A 16,266-nucleotide genomic window follows, 5' to 3' on the forward strand; every position below is an offset into this window, starting at 1 on the left:
AAGATAAAGTAAAAAGGAAGACCTAAAAAAGCAGGTGGCAACTTTGGAAAAACGATATTTTACAATTGGCATGGCAGGACATATAGATCATGGTAAAACTTCATTGACAAAAGCCTTGACCAATGTGGATACGGACCGATTAAAAGAAGAAAAAGAACGACAAATCTCGATTGAACTCGGATTTGCACCATTATATGAGGATCAGGAAATTCAAATTTCGGTGATTGACGTTCCAGGACATGAGCGCTTTATTCGGCAAATGATCGCAGGGGTTGCAGGAATTGACCTAGTTGTATTGGTAGTAGCAGCAGACGAAGGTGTAATGCCGCAAACACGTGAACATTTGGATATTTTGAAATTCTTAGGCGTGAAAAATGGACTGGTTGCGATCTCAAAAATTGACCGGGTTGATGAAGAATTTATTGAGCTTGTGAAAGATGACATTTTAGAAGAACTAAAAGGGAGCGTCTTTGAGGGTGCCCCATTTGTGTTAGTAGACAGCCTATCGAAAAAGGGTATTGAGGAATTAAAAGATTTAATCATTACAACGCTTAAAAAGCAACAAATGAGAGATGCAAAAGGGGCATTTCGCCTGCCGATTGACCAGGTGTTTACGGTAAAGGGCCAGGGGACTGTTGTTCGTGGAACGGTCTATGAAGGAAGTGTAGAAGAGGGACAAACGCTTAAAATCATGCCAGAAGGTCTGGAAGTAAAAGCAAGGCAGATTCAGGTCCATCATAAGCAAGCACAAAAGGCATATGCCGGGCAGCGCACGGCTATCAATCTTTCAGGGGTTTCAAAAGAGGATTTAGAACGTGGTGATGTTTTGGTTTCGTCAGAGCATTTTATCGTTACAAAGACAGTCGATGTAGCGATACGTGTGGTTGAGGACCTTGAACATATGGTGAAACAGAGAATGCCAATCAAGCTCCATATCGGCACGACAGAGGCAATGGGACGTATTGTCTTTTTTGACAGGAATGAGCTTAAACAAGAAAATGGTGAAATATTATGTCAGCTTCGTTTGGAGGAGGAAATTCTTACGAAGCGTGGTGACCGCTTTATTTTACGACGTCCAAGTCCGCAAGAAACGATTGGCGGCGGCTGGGTGATTGATCCAAGAGGAAATAAATACAGATTCGGAAATCAAACGATTGAAGAGTTGGAGAAGAAAAAAGTAGGATCTCCAAAGGAACGGATTACGGCTGCCATATTTGAAGCAAAAAGCTTAACTCTAGGGGAATTAATAAAGCGTACCGCGCTGGATGAAGAAACAATGAATGAGTTTCTAGAAGATGATGATTTTGTTTTATACAACGGTAAAGAGTATACACTCAAGATGTTAATCAATTCGATTGAGGAAGACATCTATGACACCCTGCAAGAATTCCATCAAACGCATTCGATGAAACTTGGTTTGAATAAGGCTGAGCTTCTGCAGTCCATGCAAAAACGATTCCCAAAATCGCTGCTTGATTTTGTGATTGAAAACGGGATTGCAAATGGCACATTTAATCGAAAAGGACAGTTTGTTTCGTTAACAGACTTTGTACCGCATGTACCAAAAAGCTGGCAAAGGCGTACTGAAAACATGCTGAATGAGATTAAGAAGGATGGGCTAAAAGTTCGTTATTATAAGGATTATTTTTCAGATTCTGGAATACCTGACTCTCTAGAGGCAGATTTAAGACGTTTTCTGGAAGAACAGGAGTTAGTGGTTCATTTGGACGAGCAATTTGCTTATCACGGGGACGTCTTTACAGAAGCAGTCGAAAAACTTCGAAGTGGTACAGGTGACGAGTTTGAAGTGGGCAATGCGAAAGAAATCCTAGACCTTTCACGCAAGTATATGATTCCATTTTTAGAAAGATTGGATTCAAAGGGTCTGACAAAACGAGTAGAAAACAAACGAGTCTGGCAAGAATAAATTTGAAAAACCTCAATCCGAATTCGCGGATTGAGGTTTTACTTTTTGGCTGTGTTAAAGAAAACTATTGATTTTAGAACCTGTTGATTGGAGCGGAGGGCGCTCGACTCCTGCGGGTGTACGAGCTGAGTGAGACCCCGCATGTCGGGACGACCGAGGAGGCTCACGGGCGAGCCCGCGAACCGCTCGCGCCTGGAGCGTAAATCAACAGCCTATTTTAACACAGCCCAATATTATGAAAGAAACTCACCAGGATTTAATCCGAGTTCGCGGCAAATATCGCTGACCATTTGCATTTCATTGTGGTCAAAATTGCCGTCTGCATAGCCAATTGCAATACAGTAACGAGCCACTAAACGGGCAATTTCAGGCTTCGATCTTATTTTACCAAGAGCACGAAAAGCTTCCGCTCTTCCAATCATACGATCGGCTTCTATCCGGGATACAAAGTAATTAAATCTCTGAAGGACTTTATTGCTGTCAAAAACTCGTAATTCTTCGCTAGAATGAATAAATTCAACCATTTTTTGTCGTTCTGTTGCGTCCAAGTAACCGTCTGCCATGGAAACCAATGCACAAGCCGCAACGACTGCTTCTAATACATCCTGACTTTTGTAACGATTAAATAATTCCTGCGCTTTTCTTTTTGATTGATTTGCCCATTCTGCATAGTCCGTTTGATTCGGTGACCATGAGTTGCCGCAACTATTACAAGTAAATTTCAACTGATTCTTTCCAATAAATCCACCAAGTAATCCAACAGGTCCGAGAATTAAACCGCCAATCGCTGCTTTGCCCAAACCAAATCCCTTTTGTCCAGTACGAACATTAGTTGAACTACAGCGTGGACAATGAATATCGTCTCCATATGTACGATGGGTGCTACCGTGTGAGGTTTGGGTTGGATATCCAAAAGCCGGCTGTTGTGAATAGGATGATTCCGGCTGTAAATGGATTCGCTCGTGCTGTTGGTTTTGCTGATATGGGTTAGAACCGTATGAGTTTTGATTGTTAAATTGATTTTGATTGTATGAATTTTGGTTATTGTATTGGTTCTGATTATTATATTGATTTTGATTGTTGTTAAATAAATTTTGTTGATCGGGCGGTGTGTTTGCTGGTGTAGGGTCATCCACACTTACCCCGAAATTGCGGCATAAGGCAGCTAGTCCACCTTGAAAACCGCTCGCAATCGCATTAAATTTCCATTCTCCGTTATGGCGGTATAGTTCCGCAGCAACAATTGCCGTTTCTACAGTAAAATCTCTGCCAAGGTTAAAACGAAGTAGTTCCTCATTTGTTTGTTCATTGAAAATACGTACGTATGAATTAGAGATTTGTCCAAAATCCTGCTGCTTCATTTGAGCGTCATGAATCGTAATGGTAAATGCAATTCGATGGATATGGCTTGGCACTCTTTGTAAATCAATTCTGATTTGTTCGTCATCCCGTTCGCCAGCGCCACTTCGGTTATCACCGCTGTAATTAATCGAGCCATTACCGCCAGATGGATTATTATAAAAAATAAAATCCTGGTCGCTTTGAACCTTTCCAGAAGCTCCTAATAAAAAGGTGGAGGCATCTAAATCAAAGTTAGAACCATTATGTGCAATATCCCAACCTAAACCCACGACCACATTTTGCAGACCAGGATGTGACTTTGTTAAATCAACTTTTTGACCTTTACTAAGCGTAACTCCCAAATCGTTCCACTCCTTATCAAGTTTAGTATCCTATATTCATTTATAAATCTAATTATGTAGAAAAGTGAACTTACTTTCAATTCTATCACTTACTATAACACTACGAGGTAAGGGGAGATAAAGTTTCAAATTTATCATTTTTCCTTTATTTATATTTCAAGTCCTAAAAAGAGCACCAAGAATTGAACGTTATCTTCGGCAAGAACGATTTTGAAATAATATTTTATAAAAAATTTGAAAAAAATAGAATAATAATTTATAATTTTAAGAAAATTAAGTATTTTAAATAGGAGGTCTAAGATGAAGTTATATGTATCCGTAGATATGGAAGGAATAACAGGTCTTGTTGACCATACCCATGTTGATTCCAACAAGCATAATTATGAACGGAGCCGAATCATCATGACTGATGAGGCTAACCATGTGGTAACGACAGCTTTTGAGCAAAAGTGGAAGGAGGTAGTTGTGAACGACAGCCACTCAAAAATGAATAACCTGTTAATTGAAAGGCTGCATCCTGAAACACAACTTATTACTGGTGACGTGAAGCCCTTTTCGATGGTTCAAGGCTTGGATGATACGTATGATGGGGCAATCTTTGTAGGTTACCATGCCCGTGCTTCTTTAAAAGGAGTCATGTCTCATTCAATGATTTTTGGAGTACGGAATATGTACATTAATGATGTCACTGTTGGAGAATTAGGGTTTAATGCCTATGTTGCTGGATATTTTGATGTACCGGTGTTAATGGTAGCTGGTGATGATGGCGCGGCAATTGAGGCAGAGAAGCTTATTCCAAATGTTACAACCGCTATCGTAAAAGAGACGATTTCACGGTCCGCTGCAAAATCTTTAACACCTGTAAAGGCAGGACAACTTCTCCGCGAAAAAACAGCTTTTGCATTGAAAAATAAAGAAACTGTAAAACCACTTACGCCTCCTGACCGTCCAATGCTTGGAATTGAATTTGCTAACTATGGCCAAGCAGAGTGGGCAAATTTAATGCCAGGAACAGAAATCGTACCTGGAACAACGATTGTACGTTTTCAGGCAAAAAATATATTGGAAGCGTATCAAGCAATGCTTGTCATGACTGAATTAGCGATGAGAACTACATTCTGTTAAGAGAGGACAAAGCATGAATACATACTTTATCAAACGATTTATCGCCATGATTATTACTCTTTGGCTCATTATTAGCGGGACATTCTTCTTAATGCACTCGGTGCCGGGATCACCATTTAATGAAGAAAGAACAACGAATGAAGCCATTCAAAAAAACCTCGAAGCTTATTATCATCTAGACGAACCTCTCTTAGTCCAATATGGAAACTACTTATCAGCTCTACTACACCTAGACCTTGGTCCATCAATCAAAAAATCATCACAGACTGTTAATGAAATGCTGGGAAGGGGATTTCCGGTTAGTTTTGAACTAGGATTTTATACTCTTATCCTCGCGGTCATTTCTGGCCTTACACTCGGTATTATTGCCGCACTTCGACATAATAGAATAATTGATTATCTTTCGATGAGTATTGCTGTCCTAGGGATATCGATTCCAAACTTTGTAATGGCAACATTTTTGATTGAACAATTAGCTGTTAATTTTCCACTATTTCCGGTTGCAACCTGGACAAGCCCAAAACATATGGTATTGCCAATTTTAGCTTTGGCCACAGGTCCAATGGCGATTATAGCGAGGTTAACACGTTCAAGTATGCTTGAAGTTTTAACACAGGATTATATAAGGACTGCAAAATCTAAAGGGTTATCACCAGTTAAAATTGTTTTTAAACATGCTTTAAGAAATGCTCTTCTCCCTGTAGTGACTGTCTTAGGTTCATTGGCAGCAAGTATTTTAACGGGGACGTTTGTCATTGAGAAAATTTTTGCAATTCCAGGGATGGGCAAATATTTTGTTGATAGTATCAATAACCGTGATTTTCCGGTCATAATGGGTACCACCGTTTTTTATAGTGCTATCTTGATTCTGATGCTTTTTTTGGTTGATTCTGCATACGGAGTATTAGACCCTAGGATCAAGCTCCACAAAAAGGAGGCGAAGTAAATGGAACTGCGTAAACAGGAAGAACAGAATATTTCGCCTGGTATTCCTGATGAATGGTTTGTCCCCAAGGTACAAAATCAATCAGAAGCAGAAGCTGTCGTAAGACCAAGCTTGTCGTATTGGAAAGATTCGTGGTACCGGCTATTAAAAAATAAACTTGCCATAGCAGGGATGGCGTTTTTGATATTGTTAGCACTATTCGCCATTTTTGGTCCAATTATTTCACCTCACTCGGTAGAAACACAAAAGTTAACCTCTCAAAATTTGCCGCCATCGGGTGAATATTGGTTTGGAACAGATGATTTAGGAAGAGATGTATTTACACGAACAGCATATGGTGCCCGTATCTCTCTATTTGTTGGTTTAGTTGCCGCGCTAATTGACTTTATTATTGGTGTTGTTTATGGAGGGTTTGCTGGTTACAAAGGTGGAAAAACCGATAATCTGATGATGAGGTTCGTGGAGATTTTGTATGGTCTCCCTTATTTACTGGTTGTTATTTTAGTCATGGTAGTGATTGGTCCAGGGCTAACAACGATCATCCTAGCTCTGTCGATAACCGGATGGGTTGGTATGGCGAGAATTGTCCGCGGACAAGTCTTACAAATTAAAAACTATGAATTTGTATTGGCATCCAAAACGTTTGGAACGAAAACAGGAAGGATTATTCGCAAGAATCTTTTACCAAATACAATGGGACCCATCATTGTCCAAATGACACTTACGATTCCATCAGCTATATTTGCAGAAGCGTTTTTAAGTTTTATCGGCCTTGGTATTCAAGCACCGCATGCAAGCTGGGGAGTCATGGCCAATGATGGTTTGTCTACCATTCTATCAGGATACTGGTGGCGATTGTTTTTTCCAACCCTTTTTATTTCTTTAACAATGTTTGCATTTAATGTTTTGGGTGATGGGCTGCAGGATGCTCTTGATCCGAAGCTAAGGAGGTAACATCATGGAAAAAATTCTTCAGGTTAAAGACCTTCAAGTGGCCTTTTCCACGTACGGCGGTGAGGTCCAAGCCGTTCGCGGGGTCAGCTTTGATCTACATAAAGGGGAGACGCTGGCCATTGTCGGTGAATCCGGCTGTGGGAAAAGTGTAACCTCCCAAAGTATCATGAGATTGATTCCTGAACCGCCAGGAAGAATTGTAGGTGGAGAAATTCTTTTTAATAATATGGATTTAATTAAGTTAAAAGAGCCTGAACTGCGGAAAATTCGTGGTGCAAATATATCCATGATTTTTCAGGACCCCATGACTGCTTTAAATCCAACCCTTACCATTGGTGAGCAAATTATGGAAGGAATTATGGAACATGAAAAGATATCAAGGGCCGAGGCCAAAATGGCCGCGGTTGAAATGCTCCAGCTCGTTGGTATTCCAAGCCCTGAAGCACGTTTAAAACAGTACCCTCATCAGTTTAGCGGCGGGATGCGCCAGCGGATTGTGATTGCGATGGCGCTTGTGTGCAGTCCTGACGTGTTAATTGCAGATGAACCAACGACTGCTCTAGATGTAACGATACAGGCACAAATATTGGAATTGTTCCGTGATATACAGAAAAAAACAGGTGTCTCCATTATTTTAATCACGCATGATTTAGGAGTAGTGGCCCAAGTTGCCGATCGAGTGGCAGTTATGTATGCAGGTAAGATTGTGGAAATAGGAAGCCGGAGGGAAATCTTCTATCGCCCTCAGCATCCTTACACGATTGGACTGCTTCAATCTGTACCACGATTGGATATTGAAAAGGCTGAGCTGGTCCCAATATCAGGAACACCACCTGACTTATTTTCACCACCGGTAGGCTGTGCGTTTGCTGCACGCTGTAAGTATTCAATGGAAGTGTGTGAACGAGTGTATCCGGTTCAATCCTCACTAAGCAATATCCACCATGTGGATTGCTGGCTGCAGGACGAACGCGCAAAAAAATTGGTTTCAACGTTTGTAAAAATATAAAACACTTATTTAGGGGGAAGAAGATGAAGAAATTTATTACGATGTTGGTCTCTTTCATGTTGTTATTTGCTTTAGCAGCATGTACAGCAAATAGCGATGCTGGTAGCGAACCAAAGGATGATGGAAATGGTGATTCGAAGGAAAAGACCGAAAAAGTCCTCTATCTTAATAACGGACAAGAACCTACCTCCTTTGACCCGCCAATCGGTTTTGATGCAGTATCATGGAATGCTTTAAACAATATCATGGAAGGATTAACCCGTTTAGACGAAAATCACCAGCCAAAAGCTGCTACAGCCGAAAAATGGGATGTATCAGAGGATGGCAAAACCTATACCTTCCACATCCGTGAAGATGCAAAGTGGTCTAATGGTGATGATTTAACAGCAGATGACTTTGTATTTGCCTGGAAACGGCTATTGGATCCAAAAACAGGTTCTGGCGCAGCTTTTTTAGGCTATTTTATTGAAGGCGGAGAAGCCTTTAATACAGAAAAAGGAACAGCAGACGATGTGAAAGTAAAGGCAGTAGATAAGAAGACATTTGAAGTCACACTTACTAGTCCTCAGGCTTATTTCTTAAGCGTTATTGCAAACCCAGCGTTTTTTCCAATCAACGAAAAAGTAGCAACTGAGAATCCAGAATGGTTTTCTGAAGCAGATTCTTTCGTTGGTAATGGTCCATTTACCTTATCAGAATGGAACCATGACAGTGATTTCACAATGGTGAAGAATGACAAATACTGGGATGCCAAAAATGTAAAATTGGATAAAATCCATTGGGCTATGGTTGATGATACCAATACGGAATATCAAATGTTCAAGACTGGTGAGCTTGATAGCTCTGATGTTCCTGCGGATTTAGCAGAATCATTGTTTAAAGAAGGCGACGTGAAAGTAGAGGACCAAGCAGGTGAATATTTCTATCGTTTTAATGTAACGATGGAACCTTTCCAAAATGTTAATATCCGTAAAGCATTTGCGATGGCGGTTGACCAAAAGCAAATTGTAGAACTTGTTACCAAAAATAAAGAAAAGCCTGCTTATGGTTTTGTTTCATATGGCTTTAAGGATGCAGCCGGTAAGGACTTCCGTGAAGCGAATGGTGATTTGCTTAAAACGAATGTAGCAGAAGCGAAAGAGCTGTTAAAAAAGGGAATGGAAGAAGAGGGATACTCAACACTTCCTGAAGTTACTCTGACGTATAATACATTAGATTCACACAAGAAAATTGCTGAAGCCCTGCAGCAAATGTTTAAAGAAAATTTAGGTGTTGACGTAAAACTTGCGAATATGGAATCGAATGTATTTGCAACAGATCAAAAAGCATTAAAATTCCAGCTGTCCCGCAGCTCATTCCTTGCAGACTATGCAGATCCAATCAACTTTGTGGAAAACTTCCAAACTGGACATTCGATGAATCGTACCGGCTGGAGCAATGCTGAATTTGATCAATTGGTGAAGAATGCAAAAAATGAATCAGATGAAAAGAAACGTTTTGACTTGATGTACAAAGCCGAAAAGATTCTCTTTGAAGAGGCACCGATCATTCCAATCCACTTCTATAACCAAGTCTATTTACAGAATGAAAGTGTAACAGGCATTGTCCGTCATCCAGTAGGATATTTAGAATTAAAGTCCGCTGATAAAAAGTAAATTAGGAAAGGGATGTTCGCTGAACATCCCTTTTGTCCTAAAATACTAGACTGATAGGTGTGAGAAAGGGTGTTCTAATGAGTTTACTAAAACCAAACCGTTTGCACATAGGGGATACAGTTGGCGTAATCGCTCCCGCTAGCCCGCCAAATCAAAAAATTCTCAGAAAAGGAATAGAGTTTTTGAAGGGATTAGGATTGCGGGTAAAGGTTGGCAGGAGTGTTGATAAAATATATGGCTATCTAGCAGGATCCGATGAAGAAAGGTTAGAGGATTTACATGCTATGTTTCTCGACTCTAAAGTAAAGGCTATTTTTTGTGCATGTGGAGGCTATGGAACCGCGAGACTGGCAGCAAATATAGATTACGAAATAATAAAAGCAAACCCGAAAATACTCTGGGGCTATAGTGATATCACTTTTTTACATACTGCAATCAGGCAAGAAACAGGTCTGATTACCTTTCATGGACCCATGCTTGGTTCGGATGTCGGAAAGGAGGATACGCATACATTATCAAAACAAGGTTTTCAGCAATTATTTGAGCCAACGGAAGTAAGTTATACAGAGCGTTTTTCTCCTTTGGAGACACTGGTTGAGGGTGTTGCGAGTGGTGAACTGGTTGGCGGAAATTTATCCCTCATAGTCAGCACCCTGGGCACACCATTTGAAATCGATACGATCGACAAAATACTATTTGTTGAAGATGTAAATGAAGAACCAAGATCAGTCGATCGGATGCTGAATCAACTTAAAATGGCCGGGAAACTAAATGATGTAAATGGCATCGTTATTGGAGATTTTTGTGATTGTACACCAAACAGGGAACTGACTTTAACACTTGAAGAAGTTATTAACCATTATGTTTTGTGGGCCAATAAACCGGCCATAAGAGGATTCATGATGGGACATTGTAACCCGCATATTTCCATGCCCTTGGGAGCACAAGCTGTCTTAAATACAAATAATAAAAGTCTAATAGTTGAAAGTGGTATCGTGTAAAGGGGGGAGAAACTTGATAATTAAGGACATTGAAACATTTCGTGCAGCAGTTCCGCTCATCAAACCTTTTAAAACGGCATTAAGAACCGTAACAACAGCAGAAGCTATTTTTGTGAAAGTAACGTGTGACAATGGAATTACTGGCTTGGGAGAAGCACCTCCAACTGTTGTTATTACCGGTGATAGTTTGTTGGGCATTGAATCAGCGATTCTCCACGTCATTAAACCTTTTTTAATAAACAAAAGTCTTCTAAACTATGAATTAATTTTTCAAGGGTTAAAAACGAGTTTGATAGGAAATACAAGTGCAAAAGCCGCAATTGATATGGCCTTATATGATTGTTTATCCCAATTTTGCGGACTTCCGCTTTACCAGTTCCTTGGCGGTTATAAAAAAGAGCTCGAGACGGATTTTACCGTTAGTGTGAATAGTCCTGAGGAAATGGGTGACGATGCGGTATCTTATATACAGAAAGGCTTCAATGTCTTAAAGGTTAAGGTAGGGAAAGATGATATCTCCAAGGACTTAGAGCGAATTAAAGAGATAAGAAAAAGAGTAGGCAATACTATAAAAATCAGATTGGATGCCAATCAAGGCTGGACCGCAAAAGATGCGATTAAAACCATTCGTAAAATGGAGGATAGTGATTTACGAATCGAATTAGTGGAACAGCCAGTGAAAGCAGATGATCTAGAGGGCCTTAAACAGGTTACAGATTCTGTTGAAACCCTTATTATGGCTGATGAAAGTGTTTTCACACCTAAGCAGGCATTCCAAGTTTTAAAGACCAGAAGCGCTGATTTAATTAATATTAAGCTGATGAAAGCGGGCGGAATCTATCAAGCTCAAATTATTAATCAGCTCGCTGAAACGTGCGGAGTAGAGTGCATGGTTGGAAGCATGATAGAAACACGACTGGGGATAACGGCTGCGGCTCATTTTGCGGCAAGCAAAGCAAATATTACTCGATTCGACTTTGATGCACCACTTATGCTGGCGAGGGATATTGTTGCTGGAGGTATTCAATATAATAATAGATTCATTACATTTCCAGATTGTCCTGGCCTCGGAATTAAGAATGTAACAATAGAAGGAGGGGTTACGGTTGGATAAACGACTTGTAAACGTCCCGGTAGCTACAGTCTGGACGTCCTATAACTCTGCAAGAGATTTGGATGTTGCAGCAATAAGCAACCCGGTGGATATCAATACATGGTTAGAAGGGTTAACGTTTGAAACACGACTTGGATTGTGTGAACAAAATCTTGTGCAAACTCAGCTTCTATATGGTGAAGAAGTCATTGTAATCGAAGAGAAAGATAATTGGGTTCATGTAATCATCCCGGACCAACCGACATCAAAAAATAAAAACGGCTACCCTGGCTGGGTTCCGTCATCTCAACTGGCAGAATGTCCATTAGACTGGAATAGTAAAGAAGGTCAAGTTGTTGTTGTCAAAAAACCTAAAACATTGTTAATTGATTCAAACATAGAACTCTCTTATCAAACCATCCTGCCTCTAATTAAAGAAGGTGAAGGGAAGGTACTAGTAAAAACTCCTAATGGAACAGGTTTGCTGAAATCAGACGATGTTACGATTTTTGAATCTCTAGCAAATCGCTATAAGGGAAATGGAAACGATATTGTTGCTGACGGAGAAATATTTCTTAATCTTCCCTATTTATGGGGTGGAATGAGCAGTTACGGATATGACTGCTCAGGTTTCAGCTATTCCATGTGTAAAGCTAATGGGTATATTATTCCCCGCGATGCACATGACCAGGCAAATGAAGGGGTTGAGATCAGTCTAGAGGATATAAAACCAGGTGATTTGCTCTTTTTTGCCTACGAAGAAGGAAAGGGCAGAATTCATCATGTTGGAATTTGTTATGGTGACGGAAAATTACTCCATTCTCCCAATACAGGAAAAACCGTTGAAATTATTCCATTAGCAGGAACAATCTATGAACGAGAACTTTGTGCAGCAAGGCGATATTGGGTTGAGTCGGAGGCATAGAATGGGGAAATTATTACAAGTAAACAATTTAAAGAAACATTTTCATTTAGGTAAAAATGAAATCTTAAAAGCGGTGGACGGTGTTTCCTTCCATATTAACAAAGGGGAGACCTTTGGGATTGTCGGTGAATCAGGTTGTGGGAAATCTACAGCTGGAAGAACGATAATCGGGCTCTATGACCAAACCGATGGAGAAGTTATTTTTAATGGTAAAAACATTCATACATTAAATTCCAAGGAAAGACATACATTTCACCGGCAAATGCAAATGATCTTTCAAGATCCATATGCTTCATTAAATCCAAGATCCACAGTAGCTGAAATAATATCCGAGCCCATGGAAGTCCATGGCTTGTACGCAAATAAACAAGAGCGGCTTAATCGGGTCTATCAATTATTAGAGGATGTTGGGTTAAATAGAAGTCATGCCAATCGCTATCCGCATGAATTCAGCGGCGGGCAGCGTCAAAGGATTGGCATCGCCCGCGCGCTAGCATTAGATCCGGAGTTTATTATCGCCGACGAACCCATTTCTGCTCTTGATGTGTCGGTCCAGGCTCAAGTGGTAAATCTGTTAAAACGACTTCAGAAAGAAAAAGGGTTAACATACTTATTTATCGCACATGACCTCTCGATGGTGAAACAAATTAGTGACCGAATTGGGGTTATGTATTTAGGGCAATTAGTTGAATTAACAGAAAGCAGTGAGTTATATAAAAAACCGCTGCATCCATACACCCAGGCGCTGCTATCTGCGATACCCATTCCAGATCCAGACATTGAGGATCAGCGTGAACGGATTATTTTAAAAGGAGAGTTGCCAAGCCCAATAAATCCACCAAGCGGCTGCGTATTCAGAACTCGCTGCCCGGTTGCGATGGAAGTTTGCTCCTCTGAAAAACCGAGCTGGCAGGAAGTGGAGAATGGTCATTTCATCGCGTGTCATTTATATGATAAAAACAAAACAGGAGACCATGATTATTCACAGGTTGCGGTTACTAGGTAGATATGGAGATATTAAAAGAGAAGATTCAAGAAGAACTGTACGGTTTTCATGGACGCGTCGGATTAGCGATAGAATTGGAAGACACCAAACCTTGCTACCTAAATAGCCAGGAAGTCTTTCAATCCGCAAGCCTAATTAAGATTCCCATTTTACTATCCGTCCTGCTTGCACATAATAAAGATGAAATTAATATCCAGCATCCGGTAACGATCTCAAACGAAAATATAGTAGGAGGGTCTGGGGTTTTACAAGCGCTGTCAAATGGATTGACACTATCCGTTAAAGATTTAATGACCTTGATGATCATCGTATCAGATAATACTGCTACCAATATTCTAATTGATTTATTGGGAATTGAGAGGATTAACACCAAATTTCAAGAATTAGGTCTTAAACATACGAAGCTTAATAGGAAGATGATGGACTTTGCCGCAATGAAGCAAGGGAAGGACAACCAGACAACTCCGGAAGAAATCGTTCATTGCCTCAAATTAGTGAATGATTTTAATGAGTTATTTGAAATCGATGGCCAAAATATCGCCAAGGAAATGTTGAATCATCAGCAAATTAGAGATAAGCTCCCGGCACTTGTTGACGAAAATCAGATCACCGTTTTTAACAAAACCGGGGAATTATCAAATGTTGAACACGATTGTGCAATATTCGAATGTCAGGGAAGAAAAGGTTATATTGCTGTTTTAACCGACCGTCTTAATGACCAAGAAAATGCAAAACAAACCATCAGGAAAATAGGGAAACATATTTCTGACTTTTTCATTAGAACTCAGACTGACTTGGGGTAATCCTTAGTCAGTTTTTGTATATGATAATAAAAATAAATTTTTACCCCGTATCTTTTTATCATCCTTGAAACGTTTAGTAGGTAGAGAGTGTTAAAGGAGTGAACCAAATGACTAACAAGCTGAGCTTGCACAACACAGAAGTCTTACAGGAGGAAACTAGGACTGAGGAGGCTTTATGGCGGGAGTATTATCCAAAACTTCATCAATATTGTCACTTTCTTACCCAAAATAAATGGGATGCTGATGATATTGCACAAGAGGTTTATCTGAAAACAATGAAATATTATACGAATCAGCAATCATTTACCTCAGCCTTATTAAATAAAATTGCTTATCATCATTGGATTGATCAGGTTCGAAAAAGGAAAAAGGAGACCATCGAATTAGCTGATGAAATAGGAAATCTGAAGGAAGAAAATCAAGCTATTGATTTAATGTATTCTGTAGAATTGCTAATAAAGCATTTTACACCAAAGCAAGCAATCATCTTTATGTTGAAAGAGGCCTTTCAATATCAATCAAAAGAAATAGCGGCAATTCTTAGGACGACAGAAGAAGCCGTAAAGTCGAATTTATATCGCGCAAAGAAAAGACTTGAGAAAATAAGTGAAGATGAGAAGACCTTTCCTATGGAATTATACTGGGACGAAGAAGAACGAGAATTAGTAGCAGACCTTTTTTATCAAGCCCTAAAGATTCAAGATCCCTCAATCCTAATTCAATCGATACCACTTATAAAAAGTGTCGATGACACTCCACAAATGGTTACAAGGAAAATACGTCCATTTAACACTCCTTCAAGCACTCTCTGTATGGCTGCGTAGCCAATATCTGCTTTCAAGGAGGAAAAATCAATGAGTACCATTCCTTATGTTATAGAACAATCCAATCGTGGTGAACGTTCCTACGATATCTATTCAAGACTGTTAAAAGATCGCATTATCATAATCGGTGATGAAATTAATGATCATGTGGCGAATAGTGTGGTAGCGCAATTATTATTTTTAGCAGCAGACGCCCCTGATAAAGAAATCTCTCTCTATATAAATAGTCCCGGAGGTTCGACCTCAGCAGGGTTTGCCATCTTTGATACAATGCAATACATTAAGCCTGATGTCCGGACGATCTGTACTGGGATGGCTGCCTCATTTGGGGCGATGCTGCTGCTTGCAGGAACAAAAGGGAAACGGTATGCGCTCCCAAATAGTGAAATCATGATCCATCAGCCACTTGGAGGCGTCAGGGGGCAGGCAACAGAAATAGAAATCTCTGCAAGGCGCATCCTTAAATTAAGAGAACACATAAATCAAATTATTGCTGAACGAACAGGGCAAACTGTTGAAAAAGTCGCCAAAGATACCGATCGCGACTATTTTATGAGTGCAGAAGAAGCTAAGGAATATGGAATTATCGATGAGATACTTTATCCAAAAGTATGAATAAGTAAGAAAATAAAACGCAAAATAACAAGTAAAGGTTAGCGGAAATTGTAAGAATATCCCTTTTGAGTACCTCAAAAAGGATATTCTTACAAAAAACATTGCTGGCCTTTTTTTTATTGACACCTTTTGTAACGTGTCATATAGTTAAATAGGTGAATAGTTTAACAGTTTAACTATTATTTTAATAAATAGAAGCGAGGTGAGAAATGGGCGATGGATAAAAAAGTGATTCAGGAATTAATCGACCGCTATGTGTCCGTTTCTTTTGAGGTCAATAAGAAAGCAGAGGCTTTAATCAAAAGCCAGATAGAAGAAGATCTAACGATTGATCAGCACTACATTATCGGATACATACAGAAGTCTGAAGAGTGCACGTCATCGGAACTGGCAGAGGCCTTTGAGGTCAATAAAAGTGCAATTACCGCAATCATCAATCGATTAGCGGACAGAGGTCTAATTGAAAGAACCCGTGATGAAAACGATCGAAGAGTTGTTTATCTTACCTTAAGTGAAAAAGGAAAAGAGCTGATCCAAAAAACGCAAGAAAAGGTGCACCTTTTAGTGGAGTCTTTTATCACCCAATTTGATGAGGCCGAGATCACCAATTTTATTAATACGTTTGAAAAATTGGCCCTAATATTAACCAACATGAAAAAGGAAGAAGTGGGGGAGTAGAG

General features: G+C 39.8%; 15 protein-coding genes. 14 read left to right on the forward strand and 1 reads right to left on the reverse strand.

All coding sequences use genetic code 11. The features are described 5' to 3' along the window. The first annotated feature begins 43 nt into the window (after positions 1 to 43). A complete protein-coding gene (selB, locus tag F4694_RS16330; RefSeq protein ID WP_179599847.1) occupies positions 44 to 1,927 on the forward strand; it encodes a selenocysteine-specific translation elongation factor in 1,884 nt (627 codons plus the stop codon). Positions 1,928 to 2,160: 233 nt separating this feature from the next. On the opposite strand, the gene F4694_RS32690 is transcribed toward selB, so the two are convergent. After that, complete coding sequence (locus F4694_RS32690) at positions 2,161 to 3,630, reverse strand: TerD family protein (protein ID WP_179599849.1); 1,470 nt, start codon at positions 3,628 to 3,630, stop codon at positions 2,161 to 2,163. Positions 3,631 to 3,930: 300 nt separating this feature from the next. Here F4694_RS32690 and F4694_RS16340 point away from each other — a divergent pair, with 300 nt between their 5' ends. From F4694_RS16340 to F4694_RS16400, 13 genes are all read left to right on the forward strand, one after another. Beyond that, positions 3,931 to 4,755, forward strand: coding sequence for a M55 family metallopeptidase (locus F4694_RS16340; RefSeq protein WP_179599851.1), 825 nt, complete (start codon positions 3,931 to 3,933; stop codon positions 4,753 to 4,755). Positions 4,756 to 4,768: 13 nt separating this feature from the next. Further along, positions 4,769 to 5,701 carry an ABC transporter permease gene (locus tag F4694_RS16345; protein ID WP_179599853.1) on the forward strand — a complete coding sequence of 311 codons (933 nt, stop codon included), beginning with the start codon at positions 4,769 to 4,771 and terminating at the stop codon, positions 5,699 to 5,701. After that, a complete protein-coding gene (locus F4694_RS16350) occupies positions 5,702 to 6,655 on the forward strand; it encodes an ABC transporter permease (RefSeq protein ID WP_179599855.1) in 954 nt (317 codons plus the stop codon). It begins immediately after the preceding gene. A 4-nt stretch (positions 6,656 to 6,659) separates the two neighbouring features. Beyond that, positions 6,660 to 7,664, forward strand: a complete 1,005-nt coding sequence (locus F4694_RS16355; RefSeq protein WP_179599857.1) for an ABC transporter ATP-binding protein — start codon at positions 6,660 to 6,662, stop codon at positions 7,662 to 7,664. Between the two features lie 23 nt (positions 7,665 to 7,687). After that, positions 7,688 to 9,319 carry a peptide ABC transporter substrate-binding protein gene (locus F4694_RS16360; RefSeq protein ID WP_218895698.1) on the forward strand — a complete coding sequence of 544 codons (1,632 nt, stop codon included), beginning with the start codon at positions 7,688 to 7,690 and terminating at the stop codon, positions 9,317 to 9,319. Positions 9,320 to 9,396: 77 nt separating this feature from the next. After that, positions 9,397 to 10,320: a S66 peptidase family protein gene (locus tag F4694_RS16365; protein ID WP_179599859.1), complete on the forward strand. Its 924-nt coding sequence runs from the start codon at positions 9,397 to 9,399 to the stop codon at positions 10,318 to 10,320. A 13-nt stretch (positions 10,321 to 10,333) separates the two neighbouring features. Beyond that, positions 10,334 to 11,434, forward strand: a complete 1,101-nt coding sequence (locus tag F4694_RS16370) for a mandelate racemase/muconate lactonizing enzyme family protein (protein WP_179599861.1) — start codon at positions 10,334 to 10,336, stop codon at positions 11,432 to 11,434. Then, complete coding sequence (locus F4694_RS16375) at positions 11,427 to 12,338, forward strand: C40 family peptidase (RefSeq protein WP_179599863.1); 912 nt, start codon at positions 11,427 to 11,429, stop codon at positions 12,336 to 12,338. The genes F4694_RS16370 and F4694_RS16375 overlap by 8 nt, the downstream gene beginning before the upstream one ends. 1 nt (position 12,339) lies before the next feature. Next, positions 12,340 to 13,344: an ABC transporter ATP-binding protein gene (locus tag F4694_RS16380; RefSeq protein WP_179599865.1), complete on the forward strand. Its 1,005-nt coding sequence runs from the start codon at positions 12,340 to 12,342 to the stop codon at positions 13,342 to 13,344. Positions 13,345 to 13,346: 2 nt separating this feature from the next. Then, positions 13,347 to 14,147 carry a serine hydrolase gene (locus F4694_RS16385; RefSeq protein ID WP_179599867.1) on the forward strand — a complete coding sequence of 267 codons (801 nt, stop codon included), beginning with the start codon at positions 13,347 to 13,349 and terminating at the stop codon, positions 14,145 to 14,147. A 107-nt stretch (positions 14,148 to 14,254) separates the two neighbouring features. Next, positions 14,255 to 14,971 carry an RNA polymerase sigma factor gene (locus tag F4694_RS16390; RefSeq protein WP_179599869.1) on the forward strand — a complete coding sequence of 239 codons (717 nt, stop codon included), beginning with the start codon at positions 14,255 to 14,257 and terminating at the stop codon, positions 14,969 to 14,971. A gap of 3 nt (positions 14,972 to 14,974) precedes the next feature. After that, complete coding sequence (gene clpP, locus F4694_RS16395; RefSeq protein WP_308806367.1) at positions 14,975 to 15,586, forward strand: ATP-dependent Clp endopeptidase proteolytic subunit ClpP; 612 nt, start codon at positions 14,975 to 14,977, stop codon at positions 15,584 to 15,586. A 216-nt stretch (positions 15,587 to 15,802) separates the two neighbouring features. Further along, on the forward strand, positions 15,803 to 16,264 hold the full coding sequence (locus F4694_RS16400; protein WP_179599873.1) for a MarR family winged helix-turn-helix transcriptional regulator: 462 nt from the start codon (positions 15,803 to 15,805) through the stop codon (positions 16,262 to 16,264). Positions 16,265 to 16,266: the final 2 nt, after the last annotated feature.

The organism is Neobacillus driksii (assembly GCF_013409995.1).
GTDB lineage: Bacteria > Bacillota > Bacilli > Bacillales > Cytobacillaceae > Neobacillus > Neobacillus driksii.

What these genes read in the sequence shown, in the direction of transcription:
- F4694_RS16340 (WP_179599851.1), top strand. Translation starts at nt 3,931, where the DNA reads ATGAAGTTATATGTATCCGTAGATATGGAAGGAATAACAGGTCTTGTT.
- F4694_RS16360 (WP_218895698.1), top strand. Translation starts at nt 7,688, where the DNA reads ATGAAGAAATTTATTACGATGTTGGTCTCTTTCATGTTGTTATTTGCT.
- F4694_RS16350 (WP_179599855.1), top strand. Translation starts at nt 5,702, where the DNA reads ATGGAACTGCGTAAACAGGAAGAACAGAATATTTCGCCTGGTATTCCT.
- F4694_RS16390 (WP_179599869.1), top strand. Translation starts at nt 14,255, where the DNA reads ATGACTAACAAGCTGAGCTTGCACAACACAGAAGTCTTACAGGAGGAA.
- F4694_RS16365 (WP_179599859.1), top strand. Translation starts at nt 9,397, where the DNA reads ATGAGTTTACTAAAACCAAACCGTTTGCACATAGGGGATACAGTTGGC.
- F4694_RS16355 (WP_179599857.1), top strand. Translation starts at nt 6,660, where the DNA reads ATGGAAAAAATTCTTCAGGTTAAAGACCTTCAAGTGGCCTTTTCCACG.
- F4694_RS16345 (WP_179599853.1), top strand. Translation starts at nt 4,769, where the DNA reads ATGAATACATACTTTATCAAACGATTTATCGCCATGATTATTACTCTT.
- F4694_RS16385 (WP_179599867.1), top strand. Translation starts at nt 13,347, where the DNA reads ATGGAGATATTAAAAGAGAAGATTCAAGAAGAACTGTACGGTTTTCAT.
- F4694_RS16380 (WP_179599865.1), top strand. Translation starts at nt 12,340, where the DNA reads ATGGGGAAATTATTACAAGTAAACAATTTAAAGAAACATTTTCATTTA.
- F4694_RS16400 (WP_179599873.1), top strand. Translation starts at nt 15,803, where the DNA reads ATGGATAAAAAAGTGATTCAGGAATTAATCGACCGCTATGTGTCCGTT.